This window comes from Promicromonospora sp. NPDC059942 (genome assembly GCF_042731755.1).
Lineage (GTDB): Bacteria > Actinomycetota > Actinomycetes > Actinomycetales > Cellulomonadaceae > Promicromonospora.
This window is the reverse complement of the sequence record NZ_JBHWLR010000009.1, coordinates 92,076-104,819: the sequence shown is the minus strand read 5'-3', so window position 1 is coordinate 104,819 and position 12,744 is coordinate 92,076. Positions and strand designations below refer to the sequence as shown.

10 protein-coding genes are annotated in these 12,744 nt (G+C 74.6%); 7 read left to right on the top strand and 3 right to left on the bottom strand.

Going from position 1 to position 12,744, the window contains the following annotated elements; all coding sequences use genetic code 11:
- Positions 1–29: 29 nt before the first annotated feature.
- Entirely contained in the window at positions 30–1,313 is a 1,284-nt protein-coding gene (locus ACFV9Q_RS16185; protein ID WP_377235248.1) for a CapA family protein, read from the bottom strand.
- Positions 1,314–1,405: 92 nt separating this feature from the next.
- Between ACFV9Q_RS16185 and pgsA the strand changes: the two genes are divergently transcribed.
- The 3 genes from pgsA to ACFV9Q_RS16170 all read left to right on the top strand — a co-directional run bounded on the left by pgsA (position 1,406) and on the right by ACFV9Q_RS16170 (position 3,115).
- A complete protein-coding gene (pgsA, locus tag ACFV9Q_RS16180; RefSeq protein WP_377232463.1) occupies positions 1,406–1,996 on the top strand; it encodes a CDP-diacylglycerol--glycerol-3-phosphate 3-phosphatidyltransferase in 591 nt (196 codons plus the stop codon).
- Positions 1,993–2,514: a CinA family protein gene (locus ACFV9Q_RS16175; RefSeq protein WP_377235247.1), complete on the top strand. Its 522-nt coding sequence runs from the start codon at positions 1,993–1,995 to the stop codon at positions 2,512–2,514. The genes pgsA and ACFV9Q_RS16175 overlap by 4 nt, the downstream gene beginning before the upstream one ends.
- Before the next feature lie 247 nt (positions 2,515–2,761).
- Positions 2,762–3,115 (top strand): helix-turn-helix domain-containing protein, encoded by a 354-nt coding sequence (locus tag ACFV9Q_RS16170; protein ID WP_182614568.1) that lies wholly within the window; start codon positions 2,762–2,764, stop codon positions 3,113–3,115.
- 124 nt (positions 3,116–3,239) lie between these two features.
- Here ACFV9Q_RS16170 and ACFV9Q_RS16165 read toward each other — a convergent pair whose 3' ends face one another.
- Positions 3,240–4,034, bottom strand: coding sequence for a DNA-formamidopyrimidine glycosylase family protein (locus ACFV9Q_RS16165; RefSeq protein WP_377235246.1), 795 nt, complete (start codon positions 4,032–4,034; stop codon positions 3,240–3,242).
- A gap of 212 nt (positions 4,035–4,246) precedes the next feature.
- Here ACFV9Q_RS16165 and ACFV9Q_RS16160 point away from each other — a divergent pair, with 212 nt between their 5' ends.
- Positions 4,247–5,041: a DUF998 domain-containing protein gene (locus ACFV9Q_RS16160; protein WP_377235245.1), complete on the top strand. Its 795-nt coding sequence runs from the start codon at positions 4,247–4,249 to the stop codon at positions 5,039–5,041.
- On the opposite strand, the gene ACFV9Q_RS16155 is transcribed toward ACFV9Q_RS16160, so the two are convergent.
- Positions 5,007–10,145, bottom strand: coding sequence for a DEAD/DEAH box helicase (locus ACFV9Q_RS16155; protein ID WP_377235244.1), 5,139 nt, complete (start codon positions 10,143–10,145; stop codon positions 5,007–5,009). The two genes, ACFV9Q_RS16160 and ACFV9Q_RS16155, sit on opposite strands and share 35 nt — an antisense overlap.
- Before the next feature lie 59 nt (positions 10,146–10,204).
- Between ACFV9Q_RS16155 and ACFV9Q_RS16150 the strand changes: the two genes are divergently transcribed.
- The 3 genes from ACFV9Q_RS16150 to ACFV9Q_RS16140 all read left to right on the top strand — a co-directional run bounded on the left by ACFV9Q_RS16150 (position 10,205) and on the right by ACFV9Q_RS16140 (position 12,613).
- Positions 10,205–10,441, top strand: coding sequence for a DUF3046 domain-containing protein (locus ACFV9Q_RS16150; protein ID WP_377231548.1), 237 nt, complete (start codon positions 10,205–10,207; stop codon positions 10,439–10,441).
- A 263-nt stretch (positions 10,442–10,704) separates the two neighbouring features.
- Positions 10,705–11,925 carry a recombinase RecA gene (gene recA / locus ACFV9Q_RS16145; protein WP_377231549.1) on the top strand — a complete coding sequence of 407 codons (1,221 nt, stop codon included), beginning with the start codon at positions 10,705–10,707 and terminating at the stop codon, positions 11,923–11,925.
- Between the two features lie 34 nt (positions 11,926–11,959).
- Complete coding sequence (locus tag ACFV9Q_RS16140) at positions 11,960–12,613, top strand: regulatory protein RecX (RefSeq protein WP_377235243.1); 654 nt, start codon at positions 11,960–11,962, stop codon at positions 12,611–12,613.
- Positions 12,614–12,744 lie beyond the last annotated feature (131 nt).

The window sequence follows — 12,744 nt, the reverse complement described above, 5'->3', positions numbered from 1 at the left end:
CGGGGGAGCTGAGCGCATGACACGTCCGGTCAGCTCGTGCGTCTGACCACCACGGGCGGCTCGCCGGCGGGACCCTTGGGCGGGCGGCGCTGCTCGTCCGCCGCGTCGCCCGCCGACTCCTGGGCGATCCGGAGGCGGTCGGTGAGCTCGCCCTTGCCGAGCTGCCCGCGGTCCGGGTGGGCCAGGGCGTCGCGGGTCCAGTGCAGCCGGTGCCCGGCGGCGCGGTCCACGGTGGTCGCCGCCCAGCGCGCGTCCGTGACCCGGGCGGGCCCGCCGGGGTGCTGCACGACGTCCGCGACCAGCAGCAGCCCGACGGCGGACGCCGCCACGCAGCACTGGGTCCCCTGGTTGGACAGCAGGTTGCCGAGGCCGTAGGCCACCCACATGCCGTCCCCGCCCGGGCCGCCGCGCAGGTGCTCCAGAGGTTGCGGCACGTGCGCGTGGTGCCCGATCACGAGATCCACCTGGCGGGACTTCGCGAGGGCCTTGGCGGTCTCCTTCTGGTGGTCGGTGGGCTGGGTGACGTACTCGGTGCCGTCGTGCAGGCTGACCACCACCAGGTCCGCGCCGGCCGCCCGCGCGGCCCTGGCCTGCTCGACGATCCGCCCGGAGTCGATGAGGTCCACCGACCAGGAGCCGTGCGGCGGCTCCAGTCCGTTCAGCCCGTAGGCGGCCGACAGGTGGGCGATCGTGACGGTCCGGCCCTCCCGCCGCAGCTCGTAGAGCTGGGGGCTGCTCGACTCGCGCTTGTTGCGCGCGGTCCCGGCGTGGCCCATCCCGGCCCGGTCGAGCGCCCCGAGCGTCGCGGCGATGCCGTCGTAGCCGGAGTCGGCCGCGTGGTTGGACGCCGTCGAGCAGCCGTCCCAGCCCTGCTCGCCCAGGTCGCGGACGATCTCCTTGGGCGCGCGGAACACGGGGTAGCCCGCCGGCTGCGTGCCCTTCGGCGCGACCGGCACCTCCAGGTGACACAGGGCCAGGTCCGCCCGGGCGACCCAGGGGTCGATGCCCGCCAGAAGCGGCGAGTAGTCGAACCCGTCCGGCCCGGTCGCCGAGTCGTTGACCGGTTCGTGGGTCAGGACGTCGCCCGCGGCGAGCAGCGTGAGCTCGACGTCCTGCGGCGTGGGGGTGGGCATGGGCTCAGGGGAGGGGGTGGCGGACGTCGGGGGCGTCGCCGGGGCGGACGTCGTGGAGGCGCCCCCGGAGCCGGTGGGCCCCGGTGCGCCCGGAGCGGGCGTGCAGGCCGCCGGCGTGGCCGCTAGGGCGCAGGTCACCGCGGCGGACGCGAGGAACCGCAGCGGGCGGACGTTGACCACCCCCGGATGTTATGGCAGGTCGGGGGAGCGAGCGACCGGGCGCGGACGGTGCTCGGTCCGGGGCGCGGGTGAACCGCGGCTAGGCTTGAGCAATGGTCAACGACGCTCCGTCGCCCTGGAACATTGCGAACATCGTCACGATGATTCGCATCGCCATGGTCCCGTTCTTCGCCTGGGCACTTCTCGTCGAAGGCGGGGACGACACGACGTGGCGGCTCGTGGCCACGGCGATCTTCGTGGTCGCGGCGGTGTCGGACAAGGTCGACGGCTACCTCGCGCGGTCGCGCGGCCTCATCACCGACCTGGGCAAGCTGCTCGACCCGATCGCCGACAAGCTGCTCGTCGGCGCCGCGCTGATCCTGCTGTGGATCCCGCTCGGCGAGCTGCCCTGGTGGATCCCCGTGGTGATCCTGGTGCGCGAGCTCGGCATCACGTTCATGCGCCTGGGCATGGTCAAGTACGAGGTCATGCCCGCGTCGCGGGGCGGCAAGCTGAAGACCGTGCTGCAGACCGTGGCCATCTCGCTGTTCCTGCTCCCGCGCGAGGGCTTCGACTGGCTCACGGTGATCGCCTGGGTCGTGCTCATGGCGGCGTTCGTCGTGACGGTCGTGACCGGTGTGGAGTACGTGTACCAGGGCTGGAAGATCCGGCGCGACGCCCGGGCTCGGACGCCGCAGGCATGACGGCGCCGCGCCTGCTGGAGGCTGCTGCCGCCCGCGGCTGGACCATCGGCGTCGCCGAGTCGCTGACGGGCGGTCTGGTCACGGCCACGCTCGTGTCGGTGCCGGGCGCGTCCAAGGTGCTGCGCGGCGGCGTCGTCGCCTACGCCACCGACCTGAAGGCCGGCCTGCTCGGCGTGGACGCGGACCTGCTCGCCGAGCGCGGGGCCGTGGACGAGGCCGTGGCCGCCCAGATGGCGGACGGCGTGCGCCGGGCGACGGGGGCCGACGTGGGCCTCGCCACGACCGGCGTCGCGGGCCCGGACCCCCAGGACGGCCAGCCGCCGGGTGTGGTCTTCGTCGCAGTAAGCACTCCGGTCGCGTCCGAGGTGCACCGGCTGGAGCTGGCGGGCGACCGCCCGCAGATCATCGGCGACGCGGCGCGCGGGGTCATCGAGCTCGCGTCACTGCTCGTCAGCGAGGCGCAGGGTGAAAAAACCGACTCGCACCCAGATCAGTTCCCTGAAGTTACAGACAAGTGAAACTTCTTGGCTTAATCTTGCACAGGGCTTGACGCGGGAACACTTCGGGAACAAGGCTCATACCAACAGCGTTGGTCCCGGTGTGATCACGAACAGGCCGACCACTCGGGGCCGGCGGAAGAACTCTTCGGGCGCGGGGTACGGTAGAACGACCTCCGCACAAGGAGGCCGTACCACACGCAAGGCACGTCCGGTCCAGGCAGGGCAGGGCGTGAGGTCAGGGACAGGCACTGAAAGGGGGCGCGAGATGGTCGTACTACGGCGAGAAATCGGAGACGTGCTGCGAGACACGCGGCAGCGTCAGGGGCGCACCCTCCGTGAGGTGTCGTCGGCGGCGCGAGTGTCGCTGGGTTACCTCAGTGAGGTGGAGCGCGGGCAGAAGGAGGCGTCGTCCGAGCTTCTCGGTTCCATCTGCGAGGCGCTCGACGTGCCGCTGTCCTTGGTGCTGCGTGAGGTGAGCGACCGCGTCGCGGTGGCCGAAGGATTCCAGATTCCCGACACGATCCCGGCGGACTTCGTCGCCGGGCTGCTGGCCAGGGGAGGCGACCGGACCGCAGCGCGGCGGGAGGTCGACCCGTCCGACCTGGCACCGGTCGGCTGACAGGCCGGCTGGGCGAGAGCCGCAGCAGGGCAGAACCGGAGCGGGGCACCACCGAGGTGGTGCCCAGCTCCGGTGTGTTCGCACCGCTCCGTGCGTTCGCGCCCCGGGCCGGGCAGCCGGCGTCCTAGGCCGGGCCTGCCTGGCACGTGGGGCACCAGAAGACCGGGCGCTCGTAGGGCTTCTCGTTCGCCGTGCCGACGGCGACCGGGGTGCCGCACCGGTGGCACGGCCGGCCCGCGCGCCCGTGCACGTGCATCTCGACGGAGCCCAGGCCGCGCGCCCGCCCGACGGTGACGCTGCGCTCCATGAGCCGGCGCGCCGTGCGCAGCAGCACCGCGCGCTCGCCCTCGGGCAGGGTGCCGGCGGGTCGCCACGGCCACAGGCGCCGCGCGAAGAGCGACTCGGCCATCCAGATGGTGCCGATGCCCGCGACGGTGCGCTGGTCCAGCAGGGCGGCGCACAGCGGCCGCTCGGGCTCGCGGACGAGCCGCGCCACGCCGTCCGCCAGGCCGGTGGTGGGGAAGTCGGCGCCGAGCACGTCCGGGCCCAGGCCGTTGAGGATGCGGCTCTCGTCGTGCGTGCGCAGCAGGTCGAGCATGCCGAGGTGCCAACCGGTGGCGGTCCAGGCGTCCGTGGCGAGCACGGCGCGGATGGCGGGGTTGCGGGCCGACGCGTCACGGGAGCCGGTCCGGTGCACCTTCCAGAGCCCCTCCATGCGCAGGTGCGTGTGCAGGGTGCGGCCGTCGTCGAGCCGGGTGAGCAGGTGCTTGCCGTACGCGCTGGTCTCCAGCGCGGTGGCTCCGGTCAGGTTGGCGGCGCCCGCGCTGGGCCAGCGCAGCTCCGCGCGGACGAGCGGCAGGCCTCTCAGCGCTGCGGTGAGTCGCTCGGCGGTGAGGCGCAGGACATCCCCCTCGGGCACGGACGCTCCCCTCGTCGTGGGGCTTCAGCGTAGTGCGCGGTCGGCCGAGGAAGGCGGCACAACCGGCATATCACCCATGTGATCTGAGTCGGGGCCGCAACCGCGCCACCGGGCCCCCGGTGGCCGGTCAGGGATGGCCCCCAGTGCAGGTCAGGGCGTGACCGGGGGTAAACCCGATGGCTTTCCGGCGCGCGCTCGGCAACTCTTGTCCCATGACCGTTGTAACCGCTGACCTGGGCGAACGCCCGGACCAGTCGATGGCCTCCCCAGACCCCCGCAACACCCGGACCGTGAGCTGGTTCGGTGCGACCGCTCTGCTGCCGATGATCACCGCGCACGTGCTCGGCGCGTCCGTGGTCGACCCGGTGCTCGACCCGATCAGCTGGTACGCCTTCGTGCCCGGCGGCGGCGAGATGATCCTCGCCGGCGGGGTGGTCCTGGCCGTCCTCGGCCTCATCCTCACCGTCCGGATGTACCGCACCGGCCTCGCCGTCGGCCTGGTGCCCGCGGGCACGATGATCGTCTACGCCATCGCGATGGTCCTGGTCGGGGCGTTCCCCACGGACCCGCCCGGGACGGACGCCTCGCTGTCCGCTGTCATCCACCGGGTCAGCGCCGCCACGGCCTTCTGCGTGCTCCCCGTGGTCGGGCTGAGCCTGGAACGGTCGATCGCGCGGCCGCGCTCGGCCTTCCCACGGGCCCTGCGGTCGGCGGCCGGCGCGCTCGGCGTGGCGGTCGGGCTGTTCCTGGTGATCCACCTGTCGCTGGTCTACCTCGCGGACTCGGGCATCGCGGCGTTCGGCCTCATCGAGCGGGTGGGGTTCGTCATCATGATCGCCTACCTGTTCCTGCTCGGGGCGACCATCGACCGCGAGGGCCCGGACGGGGCCCACGACGAGATCGGGCCGCTCGACGCGGTCGGCCCGCTCGACGGCGTCGGGTCGCTCGACGGCGCGAGCCCCGCCCTGGCGTTCAGCGGACCGAGATCCGCAGACCGCGTGGAGTGATCGCGAAGCCCGCCTCGACCAGCGCGCGCGCCGTCGGATGGTGCCGCGCGGCCTCCAGGGCGGGCACGCCGTCGACGCGCTGGACCACCAGCCGCCCGAGGCGGCCCTCCCGGACCGTCCTGGCCAGCGCGGCGGCCGCCGTCGCGAGCCGGGCGGGGTTGTCGGTGAACGACAGCACCGTGCGCCCGCCGCGCTCCACGAACAGGGCCAGGTCGCCGTGGGTGAGCACCACGACGGCACCGGCCTTGCGGCCGGGCCGGTGGGCGGACCTGCTGCCGGGCGCGCCGTCGGAGGCCGGTCCGGGCTCCGTGGCGGTCGGTTCCGTCGCCGTCGGCCCGGGTACCGCCGCCCCGGCGTCCGTCGCCGGGCCTGCCGGCCAGGCGAGCGCCGCGCCGTAGGGGTTGCCGGGGTCCATCGCGGCCAGCACGACGACGCCGCTCGTGCCGGCGGCGCCGGTGGGGGCCGCGACGGCCGCCGTCCGCTCCGCGACCTCCAGCTCCGCCTCGACGACCCGCGCCCGGTCTGCCGCGTCCACCCGTAGGCGGTCGACGGCGCCGGGCAGGGCGAACTGCGACCCGCCGAGGTGCTCCACGAAGTACCCGCGGCGCACCGCTCCGCGCTCCTCCAGGCCGGACAGCACGCGGTACACGTCGCGGTAGCCCGCCCCGACGCCCTCGGCGGCCGCGGCGGACCGGGTCAGCACCCCGTGCCGTTCGAGCAGCACCTGGGTCAGGGCGTGGGCGTGCAGCGTGGGGTCGGCCTCGCGTTGCGGCAGGGCGGCCCAGCGGCCGCTCCCGCCCACGGTCGAGGCGCCGGACCGGAGGGCCGAGGCGGGACGTCCGGGGGACACGGCGAACCGGGACCGGCGCACCGGCCGGGCCCGGGCGGCGGTGCGGGGTGCGCGGTGGGCGCCGCCGCCGCTGACCCGCTCGCGCAGCGCGCCCAGCCCGTCGTTGGTGACCTGGCCGGCCCAGACGAGGTCCCAGAGCACCTCCAGCACGGCGTCCGGCTCGGCGGAGGTGAGCTCGGCGACCCGGGGCAGGAAGAACCCGCCCGACCCCGTCAGCAGGTCCAGCACCGCGCGGTGCAGGTCGGAGTCGATCGGGCTCTCCTCCTCGACCGGTTCGAGCGGGGGCAGGGTGAGCGGGGCGCCGTCCGCCAGGTGGAGGGAGACCAGCCCGTCGCCGCCGCCCGACCCGGGCAGGCGGGAGTGCCCGGCCCACAGCACCTCGCCCGCCACCGTCAGCTCGTCGAGCAGGGCGGGGGAGTAGTCGGTCACCCGGGCGGGCAGCACCAGCGTCTCCAGGGCCGACGCCGGGACCGCCGCACCCGCGAGCTGCTCGATCGCCTGCACCAGCCCGTCCGCACCGCGCAGCAGCCCCGTGGACACGTTCTGCCAGCGGGGCAGGAACGCGCCCAGGGCCTCCTGTTCCACGGGCTCCACCTCGGCCCGCAGGACCGCCAGGGAGCGCCGGCGCAGCAGGCGCAGCACACCGGGGTCGCACCACTCGTCGCCCGTGCCGCCGAGCGCGCCGGGCCGCAGCCGCCCGCGGGCGAGCGTGCCGTCGGCCTCCAGCCGGGCCAGGCCCTGGGCGACGACCGCGACGCCCAGCCCGAACCGCTGGGCCGGGGCCTGCGCGCCGAACGGCCCGTGCGTGCGCGCGTGGCGGCGCAGCAGGTCGCCGAGCGGGTCGGGGACCAGCTCGGTGAACGTCTCGGGGATGCCCACCGGGAGCGCCACGCCGAGCGCGTCGCGGAGGCGGCCCGCGTCCTCCGCGACCGCCCACTGCTCCAGGCCGGCGAACCGGACCCGGATCACGCGGCGTGTGGCCTCCAGCTCCTCGAGCCAGTGGCCCACGGCGTGGCGGGCCTCCTCGCGGGTGCGTGCCTCCAGGGCCTCCAGCGGGTGCGGTCCCGTGCGGCGCAGCAGGTCCCACAGTCCCTCGGCGTCGCGGGCCTGCCGGTCGGGGGCGAGCCCGGCGAGCTCGGCCTCGGTGCGTTCGACGGCCCCCGGGTCGAGCAGGTCGGCCAGGTCGGCCGAGCCCTGCTCCCCGAGGAGCTCGGCGAGCAGCTCCGGGTCCAGCGACAGGGCCGCCGCGCGGCGCTCGGCCAGCGGCACGTCGCCGTCGTACAGGAACTGGGCGGTGTAGCCGAACAGGAGCGACTGGGCGAACGGCGACGGCGTGGGGGTGGTCACCTCGACGACCCGGACGCCGCCCTGGCCGATCTCGCGCATGAGGTCGGCCAGGGCCGCCACGTCGAAGTCGTCCTGGAGGCACTCGCGGGCGGCCTCCAGCACGATCGGGAAGTCCGGGAACTGGCTGGCCACCTCCAGGAGCTGGGCCGACCGCTGGCGCTGCTGCCACAGGGGCTGCCGCTTGTCCGGCCGGCGTCGCGGCAGCAGGAGGGCGCGCGCGGCCGCCTCGCGGAACCGCGCGGCGAACATCACCGAGGAGCCCAGCTCGTCGCGGACGGCGCCCAGCACCTCGTCCGGGTCCAGCAGCAGGTCCTCCAGCGTGACCCGGCCCGGGACGTGCTGGGGGTGCGCCTCGCCGTCGAGGGCCGCGTAGCCGGTCCCGTCGCTCGTCCCGGCACCGAGCCCGTCGACCTCCTCGGTGCCGGCCCCGTCCACGCCCCACGGGTCGCCGTCCCAGCCGCCGCCCGAGTCGGGCAGCCGCAGCACGATGCCGTCGTCCGAGTGCATGGCGGCAACGTCCAGGCCGAACCGGGCCCGCAGGCGGGCGCTGATCACGAGGGCCCACGGCGCGTGCACGCGCGCTCCGAGCGGCGAGTGGATCACCACGCGCCAGTCGCCCAGCTCGTCGCGGAACCGCTCGACCACGACCGTCCGGTCGTCGGGCACGCGGCCCGTGCCGAGCCGCTGCTCGGTGAGGTAGGCGGCGAGGTTGTCCGCGGCCCAGTCGTCGAGCCCCGCATCGCGCAGGTGCTTGCGCCCGGCGGCGACGTCGGCGGCGAGGGCGGCGTCGGCCTCGCGGACGAAGGCGCCCACCGCGCGCCCGAGCTCGGCCGGACGGCCAGGGGCGTCGCCCTTCCAGAAGGGGAGGCGACCGGGCAGGCCGGGCGCCGGGGTGACCAGCACCCGGTCGGTGGTGATCTCCTCGATGCGCCAGGTGCTCGACCCCAGCGTGAACGTGTCGCCCACGCGGGACTCGTAGACCATCTCCTCGTCGAGCTCGCCCACGCGCCGGCCCCCGCGGGACCTGGTGCTCGCGCTGCCGTTCGTGCCGTCGGCGAGCACGCCGCCGTCCGCCGCGTCGGTGGCGAGGAAGACGCCGTACGCGCCCTTGTCGGGGATGGTGCCGCCGCTCGTGGCGGCCAGGCGCAGCGCGCCGGGGCGGCCGCGCAGCAGACCCGTGGCGCGGTCCCAGGTGATGCGGGCCCGCAGCTCGGCGAAGTCCTCGCTGGGGTAGCGCCCGGCGAGCATGTCGAGCACGGCGCGCCAGGTGGCGTCGCCGAGGTGCGCGAACGGCGCGGCCCGGCGGACGAGGGCGAGCAGCTCGGCCTCGTCCCAGTCATCCACGGCCAGCGCCGCGACCACCTGCTGCGCCAGGACGTCGAGCGGGTTGGCCGGCACGTGCATGTGCTCGATGGCGCCCGTGCGCATGCGCTGCGCGATGACGGTCGCCGGCACGAGGTCGCCCCGGAACATCGGGAACACCACGCCCTTGGAGACCGCGCCTACCTGGTGGCCCGCGCGGCCGATGCGCTGCAGCCCGCTCGCGACCGACGGCGGCGCGCCCACCTGCACCACGAGGTCCACGGCTCCCATGTCGATGCCGAGCTCCAGGGACGACGTCGCGACCACCGCGGGCAGCCGGCCCTCCTTGAGCTCCGTCTCGGTGCGGGTGCGCTCCGCGCGGCTCATCGACCCGTGGTGGGCGCGCGCGAGCACGGTCTCGGGCCGGGTGGCCCCGTCCGGGCCCGGCGGCTGTCCGGGGACGGCCTCGGGCATACCGCGTTCCCCGGGTACCGGCCGGGGGATCCCAGCGGCCGTGCCCGACTGGCCCGGTACGAGCGCGGCCCAGGTGCTGGCCGGGTCGGCGACGTCGAGCCCCTGGCGCTGGGCCCACACCTCGTTCATGCGCGCGGTCAGCCGCTCGGCGCCCCGCCGGTTGTTGGTGAAGACGATGGTGGAGGTGTGGTCGGCCACGAGGTCGACCACGCGCTCCTCCACGTGCGGCCAGACCGAGGCCTTGCGCAGCGGCTGGGTCGCCTCGCCCGAGAGGTCGATCTCGTCGTCGCCCGAGCCCGGCCCGGCCCCGTCGGCGCGGCCCGGGTCCGGCACGCCGAGGCTGGGCGCGCTGCCCAGGTCCGCGAGGTCCGGGACCGGCACGACGACGTCGATGGCCCACTCCTTGTGCGACGGCGGCTGCACGACGACGACCTCGCGCGCCGACTCGTCGGAGCGGCCGCCGCCGAGGAACCGGGAGACGGCCTCGACCGGCCGCACCGTGGCGGACAGGCCGATCCGCTGGGCGGGCCGGTCGAGCAGCGCGTCGAGGCGCTCCAGGCTCAGGGCGAGGTGGGCGCCGCGCTTGGTGCCCGCCACGGCGTGGATCTCGTCGAGCACCACGGTCTCGACGCCCGCGAGCCCGGCGCGGGCCGACGAGGTGAGGATGAGGAAGAGGGACTCCGGCGTGGTGACCAGGATGTCCGGCGGGCGCGTGGCGAACGAGCGCCGTTCGTTCGGGGGCGTGTCACCGGTGCGCATGCCGACGGTGACGTCGGGCACCTCGATGCCGTCGCGCGCCGCGGCCTGCCGGATGCCCGTCAGCGGGGAGCGCAGGTTGCGCTGCACGTCCGCGGCCAGGGCCTTCAGGGGCGACACGTACAGCACGCGGCACCGCCGCGCCCGCTCCTGGGGGACGGGCTCGGACATGATCCGGTCGATCGACCAGAGGAACGCCGCAAGGGTCTTGCCCGACCCGGTCGGTGCCACCACGAGCGCGTGCTGGTCGCGCGCCACGGCGTCCCACGCGCCGGCCTGGGCGGCGGTGGGCTGGGCGAAGGCACCGGTGAACCACGTGCGGGTGGCCGGTCCGAACCGGGAGAGCGGGTCGTCGGGCGTGGGCATGGTCCCCATTCTGTCCCCGACCACTGACACGGGCCGGGGGAGGTGCCGGGGCGTCGTAGGGTTGTCGGGTGCGTGAACGGGACTTCTGGCAGCTGGTCGACGAGGTGTTCGGCCCCGCCTACGGGCGTGCGCTGGCACGCGAGCAGGTGCTCCCGGCGCTCGACGGGCGCACCCCGCTGGTCGCCCTGGAGGACGGGGCAGAGCCGCGCGACGTGTGGCACGCGCTGTGCGACGCCCTGGACGTGCCCGACGCCGACCGGTGGGGCACCGACAAGTACCGGCAGGCCCCGCCGCCGCGTCGCTGAGGGCGTCCCCGAGCGGCGTCGACCGACGTTCCCGACCGCAGGGTCCGCCCCTGCGAGATGTCCTGCGACACACCGGTGTGTCGTGTCTTGCCTCGAACACGCGTTCGGCTAGACTTTGACCACAGGCACGGATTTCGGAACGTCGTCCACAGGCGGCGGCCGGAGCAGGCGTCCGTGTCAGTGGCTCCGCGTACGGTCGGCAACGACGTACAGAGGCCATCCATGTCGGCGCACAGAGCGCCCAGAGACCAAAGGTGTTGCACATGCCCGCACCAGCAGACCGCGACAAGGCCCTCGAGGCCGCCCTCGCGCAGATCGACCGTAGTTTCGGCAAGGGCTCGGTCATGCGCCTCGGCGACGAGACCCGCGCGCCCATCGAGGTGGTTCCCACCGGTTCGATCGCCCTCGACGTGGCCCTCGGCATCGGCGGCCTCCCGCGCGGCCGCATCGTCGAGGTGTACGGCCCCGAGTCCTCGGGCAAGACGACCATCGCGCTGCACGCCGTGGCCAACGCCCAGCGACTCGGCGGCATCGCGGCGTTCATCGACGCCGAGCACGCGCTGGACCCGGAGTACGCCAAGAAGCTCGGTGTCGACACCGACGCCCTCCTGGTCTCGCAGCCGGACACCGGTGAGCAGGCCCTGGAGATCACGGACATGCTGATCCGCTCCGGCGCCCTCGACATCATCGTCATCGACTCCGTCGCGGCCCTGACGCCGAAGGCCGAGATCGAGGGCGAGATGGGCGACAGCCACGTGGGTCTCCAGGCCCGCCTCATGTCGCAGGCCCTGCGCAAGATCACCGGTGCGCTCAGCGCGTCCGGCACCACCGCGATCTTCATCAACCAGCTGCGCGAGAAGATCGGTGTGTTCTTCGGCTCGCCCGAGACCACCACCGGTGGAAAGGCGCTGAAGTTCTACGCGTCGGTCCGTCTCGACATCCGCCGCATCGAGACCCTCAAGGAGGGTACGGATGCGGTCGGTAACCGCACCCGCGTGAAGGTCGTCAAGAACAAGATGGCGCCGCCCTTCAAGCAGGCGGAGTTCGACATCCTGTACGGCCACGGCATCTCCCGCGAGGGTGGGCTCATCGACATGGGCGTGGAGCACGGCTTCGTGCGCAAGTCCGGCTCGTGGTTCACCTACGAGGGCGACCAGCTCGGCCAGGGCAAGGAGAACGCGCGGTCCTTCCTGCGCGACAACCCCGACCTCGCCAACGACATCGAGAAGCGGGTCAAGGAGAAGCTGGGCGTCGGACCGAAGGTCGACGCCCCGGCGGACCCGGCCGCGGGTGCTCCTGCACCGTCGGCGACCGAGACGACGCCGCCCACGGGCACCGTCGCGGCGGCCAGCTCGTCCTCGCGGACGACCACCACGGCCAAGGCCACGAAGACGACCGCGACGCGCGCGAAGACCGCCACCAAGCCCGCGGCGGCGAAGACCGCGGCCAAGGCGGAGGCGGCCGCCGAGAAGGCTCCGTTCTGACGTGCAGTACGGTGATCCAGCGGATGGTCCCGGCGTGGGGAAGCGTCGGGGCCATCCGGCCTTTTCGGAGGGTGACGAGGAGGGCCGTCCCACGGGCGGACGCGGGCGCCGCAACGGCGGTCGCGGCGGCGAGCGGGCACCCCGCAAGACCGTCGCGGAGCGCCTGGAGGGCGGCGAGATCACCCGGGACGACGCCGTTGAGAAGGCTCGTGAGGTAGTCCTCCGGATCCTGACGGCGGCGCAGAAGTCCCGCCGTGAGCTCGAGCAGTCCCTGGCCCGCAAGGGGTACCCGGAGGACGTCGTCGTGCAGGTGCTCGACCGGTTCGGCGAGGTGGGCCTGGTGGACGACGCGACCTACGCCGAGACCATCGTCCGCACCCGGCACGCCGAGCGGGGCCTGGCCAGGCGTGGCATCGCCGCGGAGCTGCGCCGGCGCGGCATCGACGAGGACACGGCCGTCGAGGCCCTCGACCAGCTCGACCCCGACGACGAGCGGGCGGCGGGTGCTCGGCTGGCCGGCAAGCTCGTCACCCGCACGCGCGGCCTCGACCGGCAGGTGCGGGTGCGCCGCGCCGTCGGCTCGCTCGCGCGCAAGGGCTACGGGCCCGGCCTGGCCTTCGAGCTGGTCAAGGACGCGCTCGCCGCGGAGGGCGAGGAGACCGACGACCTGGGCTACGCCGAGGACTGAGCCCGACCTTCACGGGGACCGGGCAACGACGAGGGGGGGGGGGGGGTAGGGGGGGTTTTTTTCGTCCACCCCCCCCCCCCCCCCCCCCACCCCCCCCCCCCCCCGCCCCGCCCCCCAGGGTGACCCGCCCG